Origin of the sequence: Stenotrophomonas sp. P2112, from assembly GCF_041897515.1 — a bacterium.
In the GTDB taxonomy this organism is placed as follows: domain Bacteria; phylum Pseudomonadota; class Gammaproteobacteria; order Xanthomonadales; family Xanthomonadaceae; genus Stenotrophomonas; species Stenotrophomonas sepilia.
Genome location: NZ_CP169216.1, coordinates 2,711,796 through 2,732,635, shown reverse-complemented (window position 1 = coordinate 2,732,635; position 20,840 = coordinate 2,711,796). Strand labels below are relative to the sequence as shown.

The 20,840-nt window shown below is 66.4% G+C and carries 19 protein-coding genes; 14 read left to right on the top strand and 5 right to left on the bottom strand.

Annotation, left to right across the window (positions count from 1 at the left end; genetic code table 11):
• Positions 1-211 precede the first annotated feature (211 nt).
• From gyrA to ACEPA4_RS12715, 4 genes are all read left to right on the top strand, one after another.
• Positions 212-2,926 (top strand): DNA gyrase subunit A, encoded by a 2,715-nt coding sequence (gene gyrA / locus ACEPA4_RS12730; protein WP_139727334.1) that lies wholly within the window; start codon positions 212-214, stop codon positions 2,924-2,926.
• Between the two features lie 131 nt (positions 2,927-3,057).
• Entirely contained in the window at positions 3,058-5,586 is a 2,529-nt protein-coding gene (locus ACEPA4_RS12725; RefSeq protein ID WP_374082869.1) for a membrane-bound PQQ-dependent dehydrogenase, glucose/quinate/shikimate family, read from the top strand.
• A 124-nt stretch (positions 5,587-5,710) separates the two neighbouring features.
• On the top strand, positions 5,711-6,799 hold the full coding sequence (locus ACEPA4_RS12720; protein WP_065196064.1) for a lysozyme inhibitor LprI family protein: 1,089 nt from the start codon (positions 5,711-5,713) through the stop codon (positions 6,797-6,799).
• A 47-nt stretch (positions 6,800-6,846) separates the two neighbouring features.
• Positions 6,847-7,131: a hypothetical protein gene (locus tag ACEPA4_RS12715; RefSeq protein ID WP_081275806.1), complete on the top strand. Its 285-nt coding sequence runs from the start codon at positions 6,847-6,849 to the stop codon at positions 7,129-7,131.
• Positions 7,132-7,425: 294 nt separating this feature from the next.
• Here the strand turns inward: ACEPA4_RS12715 and ACEPA4_RS12710 are convergent, their stop codons facing one another.
• Positions 7,426-7,833, bottom strand: a complete 408-nt coding sequence (locus ACEPA4_RS12710) for a DUF3037 domain-containing protein (RefSeq protein WP_065186185.1) — start codon at positions 7,831-7,833, stop codon at positions 7,426-7,428.
• On the bottom strand, positions 7,811-8,587 hold the full coding sequence (locus tag ACEPA4_RS12705; RefSeq protein WP_065186184.1) for a HipA family kinase: 777 nt from the start codon (positions 8,585-8,587) through the stop codon (positions 7,811-7,813). The genes ACEPA4_RS12710 and ACEPA4_RS12705 overlap by 23 nt, the downstream gene beginning before the upstream one ends.
• A gap of 239 nt (positions 8,588-8,826) precedes the next feature.
• On the opposite strand from ACEPA4_RS12705, the gene ACEPA4_RS12700 reads away from it, so the two are divergent.
• The 4 genes from ACEPA4_RS12700 (at position 8,827) to ACEPA4_RS12685 (ending at position 13,342) form a co-directional block, all read left to right on the top strand.
• Positions 8,827-9,156, top strand: a complete 330-nt coding sequence (locus ACEPA4_RS12700) for a hypothetical protein (RefSeq protein ID WP_061480047.1) — start codon at positions 8,827-8,829, stop codon at positions 9,154-9,156.
• A 168-nt stretch (positions 9,157-9,324) separates the two neighbouring features.
• Positions 9,325-11,787 (top strand): prolyl oligopeptidase family serine peptidase, encoded by a 2,463-nt coding sequence (locus tag ACEPA4_RS12695; RefSeq protein WP_139727330.1) that lies wholly within the window; start codon positions 9,325-9,327, stop codon positions 11,785-11,787.
• Positions 11,788-11,979: 192 nt separating this feature from the next.
• Positions 11,980-12,744 carry a hypothetical protein gene (locus ACEPA4_RS12690; RefSeq protein WP_235646232.1) on the top strand — a complete coding sequence of 255 codons (765 nt, stop codon included), beginning with the start codon at positions 11,980-11,982 and terminating at the stop codon, positions 12,742-12,744.
• Positions 12,745-13,021: 277 nt separating this feature from the next.
• Positions 13,022-13,342, top strand: coding sequence for a hypothetical protein (locus ACEPA4_RS12685; protein ID WP_005417358.1), 321 nt, complete (start codon positions 13,022-13,024; stop codon positions 13,340-13,342).
• A 13-nt stretch (positions 13,343-13,355) separates the two neighbouring features.
• Here ACEPA4_RS12685 and ACEPA4_RS12680 read toward each other — a convergent pair whose 3' ends face one another.
• Positions 13,356-14,339: a hypothetical protein gene (locus tag ACEPA4_RS12680; protein ID WP_164092723.1), complete on the bottom strand. Its 984-nt coding sequence runs from the start codon at positions 14,337-14,339 to the stop codon at positions 13,356-13,358.
• Between the two features lie 138 nt (positions 14,340-14,477).
• On the opposite strand from ACEPA4_RS12680, the gene ACEPA4_RS12675 reads away from it, so the two are divergent.
• Both ACEPA4_RS12675 and ACEPA4_RS12670 read left to right on the top strand, forming a co-directional pair.
• A complete protein-coding gene (locus ACEPA4_RS12675; RefSeq protein ID WP_053497308.1) occupies positions 14,478-15,443 on the top strand; it encodes a DUF2268 domain-containing putative Zn-dependent protease in 966 nt (321 codons plus the stop codon).
• A gap of 49 nt (positions 15,444-15,492) precedes the next feature.
• Positions 15,493-16,275, top strand: coding sequence for an SGNH/GDSL hydrolase family protein (locus ACEPA4_RS12670; RefSeq protein ID WP_262090924.1), 783 nt, complete (start codon positions 15,493-15,495; stop codon positions 16,273-16,275).
• Here ACEPA4_RS12670 and ACEPA4_RS12665 read toward each other — a convergent pair.
• Entirely contained in the window at positions 16,250-17,134 is an 885-nt protein-coding gene (locus ACEPA4_RS12665; protein WP_053497304.1) for a LysR family transcriptional regulator, read from the bottom strand. The genes ACEPA4_RS12670 and ACEPA4_RS12665 overlap by 26 nt on opposite strands.
• A 104-nt stretch (positions 17,135-17,238) precedes the next feature.
• On the opposite strand from ACEPA4_RS12665, the gene ACEPA4_RS12660 reads away from it, so the two are divergent.
• Together ACEPA4_RS12660 and ACEPA4_RS12655 are read left to right on the top strand one after the other, a co-directional pair.
• Entirely contained in the window at positions 17,239-18,369 is a 1,131-nt protein-coding gene (locus tag ACEPA4_RS12660) for an agmatine/peptidylarginine deiminase (protein ID WP_262090923.1), read from the top strand.
• Between the two features lie 67 nt (positions 18,370-18,436).
• Positions 18,437-19,159, top strand: coding sequence for a hypothetical protein (locus ACEPA4_RS12655; protein ID WP_262090922.1), 723 nt, complete (start codon positions 18,437-18,439; stop codon positions 19,157-19,159).
• Positions 19,160-19,162: 3 nt separating this feature from the next.
• Here the strand turns inward: ACEPA4_RS12655 and ACEPA4_RS12650 are convergent, their stop codons facing one another.
• The gene (locus ACEPA4_RS12650; RefSeq protein ID WP_012511531.1) at positions 19,163-19,708 is read right to left on the bottom strand and encodes a thioesterase family protein; all 546 of its coding nucleotides are present in this window, start codon (positions 19,706-19,708) and stop codon (positions 19,163-19,165) included.
• 69 nt (positions 19,709-19,777) lie between these two features.
• Between ACEPA4_RS12650 and ACEPA4_RS12645 the strand changes: the two genes are divergently transcribed.
• Both ACEPA4_RS12645 and ACEPA4_RS12640 read left to right on the top strand, forming a co-directional pair.
• Positions 19,778-20,353 (top strand): TetR/AcrR family transcriptional regulator, encoded by a 576-nt coding sequence (locus tag ACEPA4_RS12645; protein ID WP_005417331.1) that lies wholly within the window; start codon positions 19,778-19,780, stop codon positions 20,351-20,353.
• A gap of 53 nt (positions 20,354-20,406) precedes the next feature.
• A complete protein-coding gene (locus tag ACEPA4_RS12640; RefSeq protein WP_262090921.1) occupies positions 20,407-20,790 on the top strand; it encodes a nuclear transport factor 2 family protein in 384 nt (127 codons plus the stop codon).
• Positions 20,791-20,840 lie beyond the last annotated feature (50 nt).

Below are 20,840 nucleotides of genomic sequence, written 5' to 3'. Positions count from 1 at the left end.
GGGGAGGGGCCGCGTGACCTCCGCCCCCGATGGTGCCGGCCGCGGGTCGGCAACCCCCTAAGTTCCTGATTTGTGCAGGTAAAATAGCCGTAAAGGGAGGCGGAAAACGGCCTGTTGTGGTAATATCCGCAGGTTGAATCGAGGTTCCGGCACGACCCCCTCCCGCAGGGGGCTGCGCCGGACTGGACCGCTACCAGACAACGGAACCCGAATGGCAGAAACCGCCAAGGAAATCATCCAGGTCAACCTGGAAGACGAGATGCGCAAGAGCTACCTCGATTACGCCATGAGCGTGATCGTGGGCCGCGCGCTCCCGGATGCGCGCGACGGCCTCAAGCCGGTGCATCGCCGCGTGCTGTTCGCGATGAATGAACTCAACGCGCACAGCAACAAGCCCTACTTCAAGTCGGCGCGTATCGTCGGTGACGTCATCGGTAAGTACCACCCGCATGGCGATCAGTCGGTATACGACACGCTGGTGCGCCTGGCACAGCCGTTCTCGCTGCGTTACATGCTGGTCGATGGCCAGGGTAACTTCGGCTCCATCGATGGCGACTCCGCCGCGGCAATGCGATACACCGAAGCGCGCATGTCGCGCCTGGCGCATGAGCTGATGGCGGACATCGACAAGGAAACGGTCGATTTCCAGCCCAACTACGACGAGAAGGAACTGGAGCCGACGGTCATGCCGACCCGGTTCCCGAACCTGCTGGTCAACGGTTCGGCCGGTATCGCGGTGGGCATGGCGACCAACATCCCGCCGCACAACCTGAGCGAATCGATCAACGCCTGCATCGCGCTGATCGACAACCCGGAAATCGACGTCGACGGCCTGATGGAGTACATCCCGGGCCCGGATTTCCCGACCGCCGGCATCATCAACGGCACCGCCGGCATCGTCGCCGGCTACCGCACCGGCCGTGGCCGCGTGCGCATCCGTGCCAAGGCCGATATCGAAGTGGCCGACAACGGCCGCGAATCGATCATCGTCACTGAAATTCCTTACCAGGTGAACAAGGCGCGTCTGATCGAGAAGATCGCCGAGCTGGTCAAGGAAAAGAAGATCGAAGGCATCAGCGAGCTGCGCGATGAGTCCGACAAGGACGGCATGCGCATCTACATCGAGATCAAGCGCGGTGAATCTGCCGAGGTTGTGCTGAACAACCTGTACCAGCAGACGCAGATGGAATCGGTGTTCGGCATCAACATGGTGGCGTTGGTCGATGGCCGCCCGCAGCTGATGAACCTCAAGCAGATGCTGGAGGCGTTCGTCCGCCACCGTCGCGAAGTGGTCACCCGCCGTACCGTGTTCGAGCTGCGCAAGGCGCGCGCCCGCGCCCACGTGCTGGAAGGCCTGACCGTCGCGCTGGCCAACATCGACGAGATGATCGAACTGATCAAGACCTCGCCGAACCCGAACGAAGCACGCGAGCGCATGCTGGCCCGCGTGTGGGAGCCGGGCCTGGTCGGTGCGATGCTGGGTGCCGCCGGCGCCGAAGCCTCGCGCCCGGAAGACCTGCCCAAGGGCGTGGGCCTGATCGAGGGCGGCTACCAGCTGACCGAGATCCAGGCCACCCAGATCCTGGAAATGCGCCTGCACCGCCTGACCGGGCTGGAGCAGGACCGCCTGACCGACGAGTACAAGCAGCTGCTGGAAGTGATCGCCGGGCTGATCCACATCCTGGAAGATCCCGACCGCCTGCTGCAGGTGATCCGCGAGGAGCTGGTCAACGTCAAGGCCGAGTTCGGCGACGAACGTCGCACCGAAATCCGCCACAGCGAAGAAGACCTGGACATCCTCGACCTGATCGCACCGGAAGACGTGGTGGTCACCGTGTCGCATGCAGGTTACGTGAAGCGGCAGCCGGTGAGCGTGTACCGCGCACAGCGCCGCGGTGGGCGTGGCCGCAGTGCGGCGGCGACCAAGGAAGAGGATTTCATCGAACAGCTGTGGCTGGTCAACACGCACGACACGCTGCTGACCTTCACCAGCTCGGGCAAGGTGTTCTGGCTGCCGGTCTACCAGCTGCCGGAAGCGGGTTCCAACGCCCGCGGCCGTCCGATCATCAACTGGATTCCGCTGGAACCGGGCGAACGCGTGCAGGCCGTGCTGCCGGTGCGCGAGTACGCCGATGGCCAGTTCGTGTTCTTCGCCACGAAGAACGGTACGGTCAAGAAGACCCCGCTGGGCGAGTTCGCCTTCCGTCTGGCCCGCGGCAAGATCGCGATCAACCTCGATGAGGGCGATGCGCTGGTCGGCGTCGGCCTGACCGACGGCCAGCGCGACATCCTGCTGTTCGCCTCCAACGGCAAGACCGTGCGCTTCGGCGAGGACAAAGTCCGCTCGATGGGCCGTACCGCAACCGGCGTGCGTGGCATCAGGATGCCGGCCGGCGAGGAAGTGGTCAGCCTGATCGTGGCCGAAAGTGCCGGTGGCATCGAGGACGAGAACGAGGACGACAACGGTGTCGAGGAAGCCGCCGCCACGGGTGATGCGGTGATCGATAGTGCCGACGACGCCAGCGTGCAGTACATCCTCACCGCCACCGAGAACGGCTACGGCAAGCGCACCCCGCTGCCGGACTACCCGCGCAAGGGCCGTGGCACGCAGGGCGTGATCGGCATCCAGACCACCGAGCGCAATGGCAAGCTGGTCGCCGCAGTGCTGATGGGCTCCCGCGACGAAGTCCTGCTGATCTCCGACGGCGGTACGCTGGTGCGTACGCGTGGCTCGGAAATCAGCCGCGTCGGCCGCAACACCCAGGGCGTGACCCTGATCCGCCTGTCCAAGGACGAGAAGCTGCAGGCGGTGGAGCGCATGGATGCCTCGATCGACGAGGACGAGGACGAGGTGGCAGTCGCCGCCCCGGCCACGACCGACAGCGCCCCGGCTGCGGCCAGCAGCGAGGACGCCGCACAGGACTGATCCTGCCGCGAGCCTGAGGCACCCGACGACGCCGGCCCTGTGCCGGCGTCGTCGTATCCGGATGCCACGCATACGCGCGCGCTTCACGCAGGCGGTGGGATAACGACGCATGCTGCCCCCGGAGATCGACGATGTCCGCCACGCCGCAGTCCGCTCCTGCTCCCGTCCGCGCTTCCCGGCACCCTCTCGTTACCGTGCTGTCGCTGCTGCTGGTCGTGCTCGGCCTGGTCATCGGCGGGCTCGGCGCGTGGCTGCTCAGCCTGGGCGGGTCTGCGTACTACGCCATCGCCGGGGCCGGCCTTCTGGCCAGTGGCCTGTTGTTGTTCGGCAATCGCCGCAGCGGCGCGCTGCTGTATGCGCTGGTGTTCGTCGGCACGCTGCTGTGGACCTGGTGGGAATCGGGCAGCGACTACTGGCGCTGGGTGCCGCGGCTGGGCCTGGTGACCGCGCTCGGCATCGTGCTGGCGCTGCTCGCGCCGACCCTTCGCGAACCGGTTTCAAAGCGCCTGTCGCGCAGCGTGGCGGGCGTCCTGATGCTGGTGTTCGTTGCGGCGTTCGGGTTGGCGTTCGCGCCGCACGGCGAAGTGGACGGCCACCAGCCGTTCCCGGAAGGCGCGGCCAGCGCCGGGCTGGAACCCATGCGGGATACCACCGGCCTGCAACCGGCCGACCTGCCTGCCGAAGGGGACTGGCCGGCGTGGGGCCGCAGCAATGCCGCCACCCGCTATTCGCCGCTGCAGCAGATCACCCCGGCCAACGTGGCCACGTTGCAGCTGGCCTGGCAGTTCCGCACCGGTGACCTGCCGAAGAAGCGCTGGGGTGCGGAAACCACGCCGCTGAAGATCGGCGGCCGTCTGTACCTGTGCACTGCCCGTAACCGCCTGATCGCGCTCGACGCCGCCAGTGGCAAGGAAGTGTGGCGCTTCGATCCGAAGGTGAAGGACGCCTCGATCCCGTACACCGCGGCCTGCCGTGGTGTGAGCTACTACGAGCAACCGGCAGCGCCGATCCTGGCCGATGCCACCCTGGCCGATGCCGCGGCCGATCTGGCGTTGCCCGAGCCGCCACCCAGCGTGAGCCGCAGCGCTGCACCGGGCAGTCGTCCGGCGTGCTGGGCGCGCATCATCGAAGGCACGCTGGACGGGCGCATCATTGCAGTGGATGCAGATAGCGGCCGTCCCTGCGCGAACTTCGGCAACAACGGCCAGGTCGACATCACCCTCGGCATGGGTGAGGTGCCACCCGGCTATGTGTCGATCACCTCGCCCCCGGCCATCGTGCGCGGCGTGATCGTCACCGGCCACCAGGTGCTGGATGGTCAGCGCCGCGACGCGCCATCGGGCGTGATCCAGGCCTACGACGCGATCACCGGCAAGCTGCGCTGGGCGTGGGACATGGACCAGCCCGAGCGCAGCGGCCTGCCGCCGCATGGGCAGACCTACACGCGCGGCACGCCGAACATGTGGACCACCGCGACCGGTGATGAGGCGCTGGGGCTGGTCTATCTGCCGCTGGGCAATTCTGCGGGCGATTACTGGAGTGGCTCGCGTACGGAAAACCAGAACCGCTATGCGACGTCGCTGGTGGCGATCGATGTGGCCACCGGCAAGCCGGCCTGGCATTTCCAGGCCGTGCGCAAGGACGTGTGGGATTACGACCTGGGTTCGCAGGCCAGCCTGATCGATTACCCGACGGCGGCAGGCAAGGTGCCGGCACTCCTGCTGCCGACCAAGCAAGGTGATCTCTACATCCTCGACCGCCGCAACGGCCAGCTGCTGACCGCTGCCGAAGAGCGCAAGGTGCCGGTCGGCGGTGTCGAACCGGAACAGCGCTCACCCACGCAGCTGTTCTCGCTGTACCACACGCTGCGCCGCGAGCATGACCTGACCGAGCGCGACATGTGGGGCATCACCCCGATCGACCAGCTGATCTGCCGCATCCAGTTCCGCAAGGCCTATTACGAAGGCTTCTACACGCCGCCGAGCAGTGATCGCCATTCCATCGAATACCCCGGCTACAACGGCGGTTCGGATTGGGGCAGTGTTTCCATCGATACGCGCCGCGGCGTGATCGTGGCCAACTACAACGATATGCCCAACTACAACCGGCTGGTGCCACGTGCCGAAGCCGATCGCTTGGGCTGGCTGCCGCGCGAGAAGATCCGTGCCGACAGGGGCGGTGGCGAGGGGGCCGGCGATCCGCAGGTGGGAACGCCGTATGGCATCCAGGTCAACGCTGGCTGGCGGCTGCCGTTCACGGGTCTGCTGTGCAAGCAGCCTCCCTACGGCGGCATCCGTGCCATCGACCTGCGCACCGGCAAGCTGTTGTGGGATCGTCCGTTTGGCAGTGCGCGCGGCAATGGGCCGTTCGGCATCCGTTCCGGCCTGCCGATCGAGATCGGCACGCCGAACAACGGCGGTTCGGTGGTAACCACCAGCGGGCTGATCTTCATCGCCGCCGCCACCGATGATCTGCTGCGCGCCATCGACCTGAAGACCGGCAAGGAGCTGTGGCACGCGGCGCTGCCCGCGGGCGGGCAGGCTACGCCGATGGTGTATGAACAGGACGGACGCCAGTTCGTGGTGATCATGGCCGGCGGCCACCATTTCATGGAAACCCCGAACGGCGATTACGTGATGGCGTTTGCCCTGCCGAACTAGCGGTTGCCGGCCTGAACACGCACGCGGGGCTGTGACCGCTGTAGCCGAAGTTGCGCTGGCGACCGGGCAGCATCCATCATCGGAACAGGACGGGGCCGGCCAACCCCCCCAGGGAAGGAAACGCATGCTGAACTCTGAACGCCTATCGGGGCGTGGCACCCGGTTGCTGGCAGGACTGCTTCTGCTTGGCCCCTGCCTGTGGGCAAGCGCTCAGGCGCAGCCCCAGCCCGCCGCACGCAAGGTGCCCAGTGGTGCCGAACTGATTGCCGGCGATGCACGCCTTCTGAGCCCTGCCTATGCGCCCTGCATGGCGGCCGCGGTCACCGCACTGGACGCCCGTCGTCGTTGTGTCGACGCTGAATTCAAGGTGCACGACGATGCGCTCAACGCCGCCTACAGTGCGGCGCGCTCCACGCTGACCGCCAGTGATCAGCAGGCGCTGCGCGATCTGCAGCGGCAATGGCTGCGCCAGCGCGACAGTCGTTGCCCGGAAGGCAGCACGGCCGTTGCCCAGCTGGATTCACAGCAATGCCGCACGCACATGACCCTGCTGCGTGCCCGCCAGCTGCAGGGCGGCGGTGCGGCGGCGCTGGTGGCGGAAGCCAGGGCGGCCCCGGCGCCGGCGCAGGCCGCTGTGCATACCGCCGATGCCGCGCCCGACAAACAGGGCAGGATCGTCCTGCGGCCCGGCGAGGGCAGGATCACGCCTGCATTGCAGGTGGTCTTCCAGGTGGCCGACTGCGGCGGCACCGACAACGTGACGACCTGCAGGGTGCGGAGCATGGGCGTGACCCGTGGCGGGCGCAACGTGGCGGTCACGGGCGTGCAGCCGCGCCTGACCCGCGCTGGCGCCGATGCCCAGGGTGCGGCGGCCGTGCTGCTGACCGTTTCGGATTTCAATGGCGATGGCGTGCCGGACCTGCAGGTGTGGCAGGACAACAACGGTGTCTACAACGTTCCGGCGCATGCGTTCTACCTGTTCGACGCCAAGGTCAACCGCTATGTGCGTGCCAAGGCATTGGAAGCGGCCATCGGCGGGCGCGACATCGACCATATCGACAATGGGCGGTTCGTGCTGCGCGCGAAGGTCAGCCCGTGCGAGCGCGAGGACAAGGTCATCCAGCTGCGCGGAACCGGGCCACGCACGCTGCTGCAGCGCCGCTATGACACCTGCAGGGGCGAGGCCCCTACCGAATCGGACCTGCTGAAGTAGGTCTTCCCCCGACGAACGGATGCGTTCCGGAACTGGCGAGCTGAAGGATGAGCGAAGGCTATGGAAAAGGTGGGGTGGGCTTCGGCCTGACCCGGGACCAGTCGGTCGAGATGATCGTGCGTACCAGCATCGACAACGGCATTACCGACCATCGGCAGATTGCCTATGTGCTGGCCACAGCGCAGCACGAATCGCGGGATTTCGCCGCGCCCGAGGAAGCGGTGCGGTACCAGATCGGCATGGGTGTGGAATCGCTGCCGTATGAGCGGATCGAATGGCATCGCATCGAGGCGTTCGCCGTCACGGTCGAGGTGTTGCGGCAGAGTCCCTAGCGTGGATGCAGCTGGGGTGACGACCGTCATGGACCTGGCCAATCTGCGGCAGGTGAAGCGGTTCCAGATCGTGGGCGCTGAAACGCCGGACAAGATGAAGCTCGCCCAGGCCTGCAAAGCGGAGCGCTGGTCTCACCTGCATTGCTGCAGCGGGCCACCACGGCGCAGAACCACAAGGGCTGGTATGGCTTGGTTTCGTGGTGCAGGGCGAGGGTAGGGAGCACCGGTACGGCCACGAAGACGGTGCGCCTGCTTCCCGCGAACGGCAGTCGACCAGCGGTCGACTCTACCCAATCAATGTTGCTCGGTTGGTGCCGGTACCCGCACCATCTTCGTCATCAGGTGGTCCACCACACCCGCCGGGTCGGCAGTGCGGCCGACATGCGTGCTCGACATCTGCACAACCGAGCTGCGCTTGGCGGTGAGGAAGTGGAAGCGCGCACGCGCGGGCAGCTGCGCGATGGGGCCGGCGCTGGCGTCGCCGCGGCAGATGGCCACGATCGCATCCAGCCACGGCTGCAGCGCCTCCTGATCAAGCGCTGGAGCGAACGCGTGCAGGCGTGCCGGATCGATCTCGATGGCCGCTTCCAGATGGCGCGCGCCGGGGCAGGAGACGATCACTCCGACGTTGATGAACTCCTCGCGTTCCACCCGCGGTACCACGCGGATGACCGCATAGTCATACGTGTGCAGCGTGGGCACGGACGGCCTCCTGCACGAACACCGCACGCACTTTCAGGCGATGCTTGAGATAGTCGATGTAGCCCTGGCGATAGGCCTGCGGACTGTCGAATGCCGGCTCGTTGACCAGCCAGCTGTCCGGCACCAGGCCGACGATGCGCTCGATCTCGGCATCGCTCAGGCGCGCGGCCAGTTCGGCATCCACCCCGGCGATGCGGCTGGCGAACGACAGCAGCACATGGTCGCGGATCAGCACGAACGGCTTTTCGCAGGCATCGCCGGCGTTGGCCCAGTCGTGATGGAAATACATGGCCGCACCGTGGTCGATCAGGTACAGCCTGCGGTGCCATACCATCAGGTTGGGGTTGCGCGTGGTGCGATCAACGTTGCTGGTGAATGCATCGAACCAGACGATGCGCGAGGCCAGGTCTGCATCCACCGGCATCGCCGCCGGATCGTAATTGATCGCACCCGGCAGGTAGTCCAGGCCCAGGTTCAGGCCCTCGCTGGCGCGGATCAGCTCCTGGATTTCCGGGTCGGGCTCGGTGCGGGCGAACTCGCGGTCCAGCTCGACGAACAGGATTTCCGGAATCGGCAGGCCCAGCGTGCGTGCCATCTCACCGGCAATCAGCTCGGCGATCAACGCCTTCGGGCCTTGGCCGGCGCCGCGGAACTTCAGCACGGCCATGCCGTCGTCGTCGGTCTCGACCACGGCGGGCAGGGAGCCGCCTTCCCGTAACGGGGTGATGTAGCGGAGGGCATGTACGGTGCGCATGGGCGCATTCTAGCGTGGGTGCAGGTACAACCCTCTGATCGGCGAGGACCGATTTCGGCCTTCACCTGTCCCTTCCGCCTGCGATGGCAGCATCGTGCTCCAGGAACCCTTGGGTTCATGGGCGCACTGGCACTCTCGATGCCGAGGCTTCGGGCTGGGCACCTGCTCGGCTGCCAGCGACGCGCACTGCGAAGCGGAAACCTCATCCACGATGTCCAGCAGGCTACGGAGGTGCACCGATGAGCGATGAATTCACTCCCATGCTGCCGCCCTTGGACGATGCCAAGGTCGAGGAAATGATCGGCAAGGTGGTGCTGGTGGGCGTCACCCGCTATGGCGGTGACGGCCAGGTGCAGGGGCTGGAACAATACGCCGGTACGGTGCTGCGCATCAGCGCCGACGAAGGCGTGGTGCTGGCGGACGAGAATGACGGCCATGAGCGCTATCTGCCGCCGATGCTCGACCAGTACCTGCCCGCCGAGCCCGGCGAGTACCGCATGCGGAACAGTGGCATGATCGTGGTCGACCCCGATTACCTGACTGCCTGGGACCTGCACGCCCAGCAGTGACGACAGACCACGCCTGGCAGATGCCGGTCCATTGCCGGCCTCTCCGGGCGTGTCCCACTTTGCCCCATCCGGCCACTAGCCCTTCCGGCCCATTCACGACAACCCCTGCGGTGCTAGATTCGGGACCTTGCCCGATTCCGGGTACCCATTCACACCCAGGGGATAAGGATGCTCATCCGTCGAACCTCTCTGGCGGCGGCCGTTGCCGTTGCCACCTTCGGCCTGCTGGCCGCTGGCCCGGCGCTTGCAGACTACGCGAAGCCGCCGGAGCACCTGCTCAAGGTGTTGAAGGCACCGCCGCCGCCGGCGCCGAACGTGGCCCCGGGTGGCCAGCGCCTGCTGCTGACCACTGCGCAGACCTACCCGTCGATCAGCCGTGTCGCCCAGCCGTACCTGAAGCTGGCTGGCGTGCGCCTGGAACCGAAGAACCGCAGCCGCCATGACACCCCCGGTGGCTATGGCATCCCGGCCTGCGTGGCCGACTTCACCCTGGTCGACATCGGCAGTGGCCAGCAGACCAAGGTCAATCTGCCGCAGGGCTGTGCCACCGGCGCGCTGTGGTCGGCCGATGGCAGCCACTTTGCGTTCCAGAACGCGGTCGATACCAGCGTGCAGCTGTGGGTGGGCGATGCCGCTACCGGCCAGGTGAAGCAGGTGCCGAATGTGCAGCTGAACCCGATTTTCGGCTATACCGTGCAGTGGCTGGGCGGCAGCCAGAACCTGCTGGTGAAGCTGGTGCCGGCCAACCAGGGCCCGGCGCCGTCCAACGGTGGCGTGCCGACCGGCCCGGATGCGCAGGAGTCGCTGGGCAGCAGCGGCGAGAGCAGCACCTACGAAGCCCGCGATACGCTGACCAGCGTGCATGACGAAAAGCTGTTCGCCTACTACGGTGCCTCGCAGCTGGCCGTGGTCGATACCGTCGCCAACAGCGTGCGTCCGGTCGGCCAGCCGGCACTGTTCAACGACGTCAGTGCCGCACCCGATGGCGTGCACGTGCTGACCGAATCGATCAAGGCACCGTATTCGCACGCGGTGACCTACCAGCGCTTCGCCAACGACGTGGCCGTGCTGGACATCGCCAGCGGCAAGTCCACGCCGATCGCCAGCCTGCCGTTGGCCGACCGCGTGCCGGTGCACGGCGTACCGGAAGGTCCGCGCGGTTTCGACTGGCGTGCCACCGATCCGGCCACCCTGGTCTATGCCGAAGCGCTGGACAAGGGTGACTGGAAGGTCAGCGTGCCGCATCGCGATCGCGTGCTGATGCTGAAGGCGCCGTTCAACGGCAAGCCGGTCGAGATCACCCGCACCGCACAGCGCTTCGAAGGCTTCGCATGGACTGCCGATCCGGCCGTGGCGTTCCAGTTCGAGAACGACGAGAACCGCCACTGGATGCAGACCCGCATCGTCGATGTGGACCAGCCGAAGAAGGAAGGCCGCCTGCTGTGGGACATGTCCAGCGATGAGCTGTACGGCAACCCCGGCAACCTGGTCTTCACCCGCCTGCCGAATGGCGCGCAGGTCGTGCGCCGGGAGGGCGATCACGTGTTCCTGAGCGGCCGTGGCGCCTCGCCGCAGGGCGACCGTCCGTTCCTCGACCGCCTCGACCTGGGCACGCTGAAGAGCGAGCGCCTGTTCCGCAGCAGCGCCGATGCCTACGAGCAGTTCCTTGGTTTCAGCAATACGCCTGGGCGCTACCTGACCTGGCACCAGTCGGTGATCGATCCGCCGAATGCCATCATCCGCCAGCAGGGTGAGGCGGTGGCCGATGCGAAGACCGGCGAGGCGCAGTTCGCGTCCACCGCCACCGCGCTGACCAAGCTGGTCGACCCGACTCCGGAAGTGCGCCAGATCAAGAAGCAGCTGGTGACCTACAAGCGTGCTGATGGCGTGGACCTGTCGTTCACCCTGTACACGCCGCCGGGCTACAAGGAAGGCCAGCGTGTGCCTGCGATCCTGTACGCCTACCCGGCCGACTTCGCCAACGCCGCGCAGGCGGGGCAGGTGTCCGGTTCGCAGCAGACCTTCACCCGCCTGCAGCCGTACCGCCTGATGCTGCTGGCCGGCTACGCGATCATCGACAACGCCTCGTTCCCGATCGTAGGTGACCCGAAGAACGCCTACGACACCTACCTGGAGCAGCTGGAAGCTGACGCCAAGGCGGCGGTGGACAAGGCGGTGGACATGGGCGTGGTCGATCGCAACCGCATCGGCGTGACCGGCCACAGCCATGGCGGCCTGATGACCGCCAACCTGATCGCCCATACCAACCTGTTCAAGGCTGGCGTGGCGACCAGCGGTTCGTACAACAAGACCTTCACCCCTTTCGGCTTCCAGAACGAACGCCGTTCGGTCTGGCAGGCGCAGGACGTGTACCTGAAGGCCTCTCCGTTCTTCTATGCCGACAAGATCAAGCTGCCGCTGCTGCTGGTCCACGGCGAGGACGACGCCAACCCGGGCACTGAGCCGTTCCAGTCGCGCAAGCTCTACCAGGCGATCCGAGGCAACGGCGGCATCACGCGGCTGGTGATGCTGCCGAACGAACCGCACTGGTACACCGCGCTGGAATCGAACGAGCAGCTGGTGGCGGAAATGCTGAACTGGTTCGACACCTACGTGAAGAACGCCAAGTAAAGAACGCCAAGGCCGCCTCCGGGCGGCCTTGGCGTATCGGAGGAGGGAGTCAGACCCTGCACGTTGAATTCATTGCACATTGACAGAGAGTCAGCTCCTTTCGGATGATCGCAGCGTCAGGCAGCATCCAGGAGCGGCATGCGGGATCGGGAGCGATGGATTGTCATGGACGGCCCGGCACGGAGGGCATTGATGGTCGTCCTGCTTGTGTCACTGGCCGGTTGCGGACGCAGTGAAGCCGAGCGGGCCAAGGAAAGGTTGACGGGGGTCATCGGTGGTACTGCACTGAATGCCAGAGCCCAGGCGGTCTGGATCTGGGAGCTCGATCGGGAAGCTGATAACCAAGGCATCACGCCATGCGGGCCGACCCTGCGCAGTGCAACCTTCCAGTTGCGCTGGCCCGAGATGGCTCCTCGTACGAAAGCCAACCGCGACGATTACAACACCCATCACTCCGGTGGAACGGGTGATTCACAGTGGATCGAGATTGGGATGTCTCAAGGGGGACCGGGGGAGATCGTCTCGTTGCAGGGAACGCGGGAGCGTGCGCTCGGTCGTGATCCGGCATGGGGGATGCCATACCAGGTTTCGCTCGAGTTCGGATGGGATGAGACCTTGGGACTTGAGATGGCACGGCCCAGCGTTTCCGAGCCCAAGAGCTACAATTGGAATCGGATCAATTATTCCGATACCTTCGCGATCGGGGCAACGCCCAACGTGCTGATTCGTTGCATGACCGGGCCGCAGTACCGACCTCCGCACTGGACGCCGCTCTGCGAGGCGACGCTGGAAGATGCCAATCTGAAGCAGGTCCACCTGAGCATCAGGTATCGTCAGAACCTGCTGCCACACTGGCGCGATATCGAGCGTGATGTCCGCCAGTTCCTGCGGAGCGTCCAGAGGGAATGCCCGATGCCGGGCCACGGGCCTGGCATCGCAGCTGGTACAGCGGCTTGATCGCCTGTTTCGGCCTGCCTGCATTGCGCGGCAGTCCGTGATGCGGCAGGAGCCGGGCAGGAAGGTGCAGAGGCTGCGCAGCTGGCCGCCTGGGTACCGGTGCGGCGGGTGGCACGCGAGGCCCCCGTGGCGGTTCTCAACAGTACCTGATGGATCCGGAGGGTGACCTCGTGTCATTGGCCGTTGCGATTGCGTAACCATATGTGATGCGGGTGCCATGGCGTGCGGAAGCTGCGATACGCTGCAGGCCTGTTGCTGTCTGCCATGGGTTTCACCTATGAAGTCCAAACGTGTTGTCGCAGTGTTGGCGCTGGTGATGACGCCGAGCCTGCATGGCCAATCACTCCCCTCCGAACTGGCGCAGCTGGGCATTGTCGCCGGCATGCCTTATGCCAAGGCCAAGCGCCTCATGGATGCGGCAGGGTGGCAGGTGAGTCCGGTTCAGGGCGCGCCTGAGTCACTCGAGGGCTTTCCGGAAGTCGGATGCCAAAGGGGCGCCAAGCAGTGCGCGACGACCTTCGAAAAGGAAGGTCAGCAGATCGCGGTGCGGCTGGGCACTACCCTGGCAGGGCAGCCGTTCGTGCAGGGCGTGGACTGAGCGCTCATTGCGTTCAGGCCAGCGGTAACCGGTCCTGCGCGTGCGACAGCCGATCGTGCAGCTCGCGCACATGCTCGGCCTTGGCATGCACCCGGGAGGTGTCGCCGAAGCTGCGCAGGTAGGTGCACGCGGCAAAGCCGGCACTCTTCTTTTCGTACTCGGCAATCCAGGCCAGTCGATCCGGATTGTTGGCCTGTTCGGCTGACCACGCGGCCACCGGCGGCCGGATGCGGTACTTCAGGCCGACGCGCCACGGCTTCGGTGTCAGTCGCGCACGGAAACAATGCTGCAGCCGGCACATGCGCGCGTACAGGGTGTCGGTGCCCAGTGCCTTGAAGAATGCCTGGAGCTGCTCGTCCTCGGGCGAGAAGGTGGCATGCATCGCCAGCACGCGCAGTCCGGCGGGTGTGCGGTAGGCACGCAGGTGCCAATCGGGATGCTGTTCGCTGAAGGCGTCCACGCGTTTCAGCGCAAGCCCTTCAGCACCGCCGGCGGCGGCCAGGCGCTGCTTCCGCCGCATCAACAGTGTCGCGTTGACCAGCAGCACTGCCGCCACGCCCAGTACCAGGCCCACCAGCCAGTGCCAGAGCAGGGTGCCGATGACGGCGCCGGCAAGCAGCACGATCGCAGCCACGATGGCCGGTATCACGCAGCCGGCCGGTGGCTGCGCATGGTCGATGTCGGCAAACAGCACGTCGGGGCTGTTGAGGCACAACGCACCATAGCTGTTGCGGGTGATGATGACGTCGCCGTCGCGCTGCACGATCTGCTCGCGGATAGGTACACCTTCCACACCGTAGTTGCTGCGCACTTCGCGTCGCGGCAGCACCTGGCCGGCAAGGATGGCATTGAGTGCTTCGTTGGCACGGCGGTCGGCGTGAGCCTGGGCCTCGGCAGGGCCCTCGTCAGACCAGCCGAAGCGGCGCACGACCACCGGCCGGCCACGGAAACGGGCCTGCAGGCGGGCTTCGGCCCAGTACGCGGGAACGATCATCATCGTGCGGTGCTCCATCATCCATGGCAGGTGCCTGAGTGAGTCTGGCACAGCCCCGAAGGGCCTGCATGTGCCCGCTGCGGTGGCCTGGGCGGAGTGATAGATTGCGCGCTTCGCATGCACTCCACCAAGGACGGAGCGATGTCCAGCTTCCTGCGTTGCCTGCTTGCCCTGGCCTGTGCCGGGGCGGTTGGCGTGGCGTCGGCGGGTACCCCGCCGGGGCCGCAGATCCTCACCACCGATGCCAGCCGCTTCTACGCGCTCTACGACAGCACCGGCGGCAAGCCCAGCGTCGCCCAGCTGGCCGGTTACCTGGCCGAAGGCAGTCCGGGCCTGAGTGAACTGGCGAAGGCGCGCCGGGTCACGCCCGAACGCATGGCCGAAGCCATTGCCAGCCAGCCCGGGGTGTATGCGCAGGGCCGCAGCTGCCTGGCGGAGCTGCCGGCGGTGAAGCAGCGCCTGGTGCAGGTGTTCGGCAACCTGCAGGCGATCTATCCGCAGGCCGCGTTTCCTCCGGTGACCCTCGCGGTCGGCCGTGGTCGGCCGGTCGGGTTGACCTCGAAGAGTGGGGTGATCATCGGCCTGGAAGCGCTGTGTGCAGCCGATTTCATGAATCCCAACGTGCAGGACCGTTTCGTGCACGTGATCGCGCACGAGTACGTGCACATCCAGCAGACCGGCCTGACCGATTTCGAGCCCGGCGACCCGCATGCGACGGTGCTGCGTGTTTCGCTGGGCGAAGGCATCGCCGAATTCATCGCCGAATTGATTTCCGGCAACGTCGGCAACAGTCGCCATGCGGCATGGACGCGCGGCCGCGAGGTCCACATTGAAAGCGCCTTTGCGCTGGATGTGGACAGTACCGATCTGTCGCCGTGGCTGTACAACTACAAGCCCGGTTCGCAGGAGCCCTATGACCTCGGGTATTGGGTGGGCTACCGCATCGCCAAGGCCTATTACCTGCAGGCCAAGGACAAGCGCGATGCGGTGCGTGCGCTGATCCAGCAGGACAACCCGAAGGCAATCCTGGCTGCCAGTGGCTGGACGCCCGGCATGTGGATGCCGGCCAAGGTGACCGGCGTGGCCGCGCGGTCGGCGGCGCGGTAAGCGCGGGGCCGCGCGCTAGACTGGCCCGGACATTCAAGGGAGAGACCCCATGCGTTCCTTGTCCGGCGGCCTGGCCGCAGTTGCCCTCGGTATCGCGCTGAGCGCCCACGGGGTGGCGGCCGAGATGCCCGCGATCAACCCTTTGCTGCTGGAGCCTGTCGAAAGCCTGCGCGCGGACGAAGTGCGCTTCATGCAGCAGCGCCTGGCCGATTGGCCGCAACTGCAGCGTTATCGCGACGCCAACGCGCGACTGCCTACCGCTGTACCGGGGCAACCACGCGTGGTGTTCTACGGTGATTCCATCACCGAAGGCTGGGGCAGGGAAGGCAGCGCATCGTTCTTTCCCGGCAAGGGCTGGCTCAACCGCGGCATCAGTGGCCAGACCACGGCGCAGATGCTGGTGCGGTTCCCGCAGGACGTGCTGGCCCTGAAGCCACAGGTGGTGGTGATCCTGGCCGGCACCAACGACATTGCCGGCAACACCGGCCCGTCCACGCAGGCGATGATCGAAGACAACCTGCACGCGATGGTGGACCTGGCACGTGCGCACGGCATTCGCGTGGTGCTGGCGTCGGTGCTGCCGGTCAGCGATTACCCTTGGATGCCGGGGATCACACCTGCTCCCAAGGTGCGCGCATTGAACGCGGCATTGAAGCGCTATGCCGATGCGAAGCAGCTGGTCTATCTGGACTACTACACGCCGATGACCAATGCCGCCGGAGGGCTGGATCCGCAGCTGGCCGAGGATGGCGTGCATCCCACGGCGAAGGGCTATGCGGTGATGGCGCCGCTGGCCGAGGCGGCGGTCAAGCGCGCGCTGCAGCAGAAGTAGCGTCAGCGGGCAGGCTCGCCAGCAACCACTCGCAGAAACTGATCACCAGCGGATCCGCCGCGCTGTCCTCGTGCACCAGCCAGCTCCAGCGCGGGCCGCGCACGCGTGCATCATGCAGGGGTTGCAGCAGCCCTTGTTCGCAGGCGCGTGCGGCCAGCAGCTCGCTGACCAGCGCGATGCCCAGCCCTTGGCACGCAGCATCCAGCAGCTGCCCGGGCTCGGAGAAATTCATGCCTTCGCGGCGCTGGCCAACATCGGCGCCACCCTGGACCTGCCACTGGCTCCAGTCCATTTCGCGCTCGCCATGCAGGGTCAGTCGTTCGTGCACCGGTGTGGCGAGCAGGGCCGGATGGCAGGCCGGATAGAGGCGGTCCTGCAGCAGCACGCGGTGCTGGCACTGCGCCTGTGAGTCGAGGTCATCGCGTACCGCTACGTCCAGCGTCTGCGTGGTCATGTCCGGCGCTTCCTCGCTGGTCAGCAGCCACAGATCGGCGTCGGGATGCAGCCGGTGGAAGCTGGCCAGGCGCGGCACCAGCCAATGGCGGGCGAAGGCCGGGCTGGTGTTGACGATCAGTTGATTCGGCTTGCGGTACTGATCGAGCCGGCGGATGCCGCTGGCCAGCTGCCGCAGCAGGGACTGGGTGGTTTCCAGCAGGTCGATGCCGGCGTCGGTAAGGGTGACGCTGCGGCCCTGCCGGAAGAACAACGGCTGTTGTAGCGACGCCTCCAGGCCCCGGATCTGCTGGCTGATGGCCGACTGGGTCAGGTGCAGTTCCTCAGCCGCACGGTGGAAGCTGCCGAGCCGGGCGGCAGCCTCGAAACCCCGCAGGGCGTTCAGCGGTGGCCAGTGCTTGAGCATTCCAATAAGTAAAACTGTTCAATTGTTGGCTGAATCTATCGTTTGTTCTTATGTGTCGGCAAGCGCAGCATGGCGCCCATCCCACACCGGCCATGGAGCCTGTCATGAGCAACCGTCGTCACTTCCTCACCCAGCTGGCGGGCGCCGCCGGTCTTGGTGGCCTGGCCGCTCTTGGCCTGGCCGGGCTGCCGGGCCGCGTGTCCGCAGCGGGGCCGGGTGCGGGCATCTGGCGCATGCCGGACGAGCACGGCCCGCAGGAGCGCGTTTTCCTGGCCTTCGCCGCGCAGCCTCGGGTCTGGGGCGCGCAGGCTGATGCGGTGAACACCGCCGTGGCGCGGCTGGCCCGTACCATCGCCCCCCACCAGCCGGTCAGCGTGCTGTGCCGCCCGGCGCAGTTGAAGCAGGCGCAGGACCGCTGCGGCCGCGACAACATCGAGTTCCTCGAGGTTCCGCTGGATGACATCTGGGTGCGCGATTACGGCGGCTGCTTCGTCACGGATGGTCATGGCGGGCTGGGCCTGGTCGACTTCAACTTCAATGGCTGGGGCGGCAAGCAGAGGGCGCGCAACGATGGCGCCGTGGCGCCGTGGCTGGCGCAGGTGACCGGCGCCACGCTGTTGGAAAGCGACCTGGTGGGCGAGGGCGGCGGCATCGAAGTTGATGGCCACGGTACCGCGATCCTCACCGAGAGCTGCTGGGTGAACCGCAACCGCAATCCGGACTGGTCGCGCGCGGATATCGAGGCGGAGCTGAAGCACCACCTCGGCCTGCGCAAGGTGATCTGGCTGCCCGGCATCGCCGGCGAGGACATCACCGATGCGCACGTGGATTTCTATGCGCGCTTCGCGCGCCCGGGCGTGGTGATCGCCAACCTGGACAATGATCCGGAGTCCTACGACTACGATCTGACCCGCGAGCACCTGGACATCCTGCGCGGGGCCACCGATGCCGATGGCCGTCGCCTGCAGGTGCACACGCTGCCGCCGCCGCTGGACGGGCGCGACAACGTGCATACCCGCGACAACGACGATCTGGCCATGGGCTACATCAACTACCTGCCGATCAACGGCGCCGTGGTCGCGCCGCAGTTCGGTGACGACGAAGCCGATGGTGTCTGCCGTGAACTGCTGGAAGACATGTATCCCGGCCGTGTGATCGAGCAGGTGGACATCGATGCGATTGCCGGCGGCGGTGGCGGCATCCATTGCGTGACCAAGAACATACCGAAGGTGTAGTCGGCCAAGGTACAGTGGCGCCGAAGCTGGCCACGCAGCGTGGCCGCCAGGGACGATGGGGTGGGTGATGCGGAAGGGAATCCAGGGATGGCTGCGCCGCAGCGGCGCAACGATGGCACTGCTGCTGGCGGCCGTGCCGGCGTTCAGTGCAGACACGGCGGCGTCTTCGCCGCTGACGCGTGAGCCGGTGGCCGGAGTTTCACTGGCCGAATGGACCGCCCGCTGGTGGCGCTGGGCCGACGCCCAGGGCGGCGCGCCCTATCTCGACCCGGATGGCCGTGTATGCGATGTGGGCCAGGAAGGCCCGGTCTGGAACCTGGCCGGCACCAATGGTCGTTTCCGGCCACATCGCGAATGCGTGGTGCCGGCGGGCAAGTACCTGTTGCTGCCGATCATCAACATGGCGCACTACCAGGTGGATGAGACTGTGCCCTGCAAGGAGCTGCAGGCGGGGGCGGCGGTCAACAACGATTATCTGATCAGTGCAGTGGTGCTGCTGGATGGCCAACCCCTGGGCGACATGCGCATGCATCGGGTGCGCAGTGAAGGCTGCTTCCGCATGGATGACGATGACGCAGACTCACGGCTGGCCGCCGCCGACGGCTACTGGGTGATGCTCAAGCCGTTGCCGCCAGGCCGGCATACCCTCAGCGTGGGCGCCAACTACGGCGTGCCGGAGGGTGGCGCGTACAGCCGCATGCGGCAGTCCTTCGAGTACGTGCTGCATGTGGGAGGGCGCACCCAGGTCGTATCGCGCAAACTGCACGCGGTGCCGCTGGCCGCCCCCTGAAGCTCAGGCATCGTCCTGCTTCAACGCTGCATCGGCCGCCAGCAACGCTTCGGCGGCCGCACTGAGCGGCGGCGAGGGCGGGGCAACCACGCCGATCGCTTCCATCATCTTCGGCATGCCCAGGAACTGGCGCGCGCGGCGGTCGTAGATGCCGGTGACCAGCAACGCGCGCGTGGCGATCTTCTGCTCGGCACCGATCAGCACGCGCTGCTCCATGATGCCGCGCGAGCCGACCCAGCCCACCAGTCGTGTTTCGAGGGTGAAGCGCTGGAATGGCTTCAATTCGCGGCGGAACTGGATGGTGCCAGCGCCGACGATCGGCGCCCATTTCTCGCGCAGCGCCACCCGGCCCAGACCCATGCGCAGGATCAGGTCCAGCCGGCCCAGGTCGAAGATGTTCCAGTAGCGGCCGTTGGTCATGTGCAGGTTGCTGTCCAGGTCGTTGGGCAGCACCCGGAACTGCAGCCGCGAGACCCCGAACGGGGCCTCCAGCTTCGGCCGGAACAGGCTGCACAGCAGCAGGTGGAGCAGACGGAACCAGAGATTCATGGCTATGACGACTGTTATAGAATCGCCGGTACGCTAATCTATGACGACTGTCTTAGCAAGGAGACCGCCGTGAGCCCGCGACCGTCCGATGCCCCACAGCGCGTGATCGATGCCGCGGCGCAGATGCTGGCGCGGGTGGGCCTCAATGCCACCAGCATCCGCGAAGTGACCAAGCTGGCCGAGGCGCCATTGGGCTCCACCTACCATCACTTTCCCGGCGGCAAGCAGGAGCTGCTGGCGCGCGCCACCCACATGGCCGGCGACAAGGTGGAGGCGCTGCTGGTGGAGCTGTTGAAGGATGGGGCGGTACAGGGCCTGCAGCAGTTCCTTGCGATGTGGCGCGAGCGTCTGCTGCGCTCCGGGTTCCGCGCTGGCTGCCCGGTGCTGGCCGCTGCCGTGGAGGAGCCGGTGGAGGCGACACCCAGCCAACCCCGCGCGGCGGCCGCCGAGGTGTTCGCACGCTGGCACGGCCACCTCGCCTCGGCATTCGTCGCCGAAGGACACGCCCCGCCAGCAGCGGCTGAGCTGGCCAGCCTGGTGATCGCCAGTGTGGAGGGGGCGGTGGCGATGTGCCGTGCGCTGCAGGACATCGCCCCGTTCGATCAGGTGGCCGCGCAGCTGCTGAAGGCGGCCACGCGGCCTTGATCGGCCGGTGCCGACAGGCCAGACTCGCCAGCAGCCCACGACTGGATGCCGCCATGGACGAATTGCACCATCGTCAGTTGATCGAGCACTACCTGCAGGCCTACAACCGCTTCGATATCGACGCCATGCTGGCGGTGCTGGCGCACAACGTACGCTTCGAGAACCACAGCGGCGGCCAGCTGACGATGGTCACCGAAGGCGTCGATGCCTTTGGCGAACTGGCACGCCAGTCTGCGCGCCTGTTCCGGGAGCGCGAACAGCGCTTGCTGGCGCTGGTGTTCGATGGTCATCGGGCGACGGCGACGATTGGCTGGCGCGGCGTGTTCGCACAGGATGTTCCCGATGGACCGCGTGCGGGCACTGAGCTGGAACTGCAGGGCCAGAGCGAGTTCGTATTCGCGGGTGACCGCATCGAACGGATCGTTGATCGCAGCTGAGGAACGGCCGCTTGGAACCGCCGTCTGGACAGCGGAGCTGCCCGCGGTAG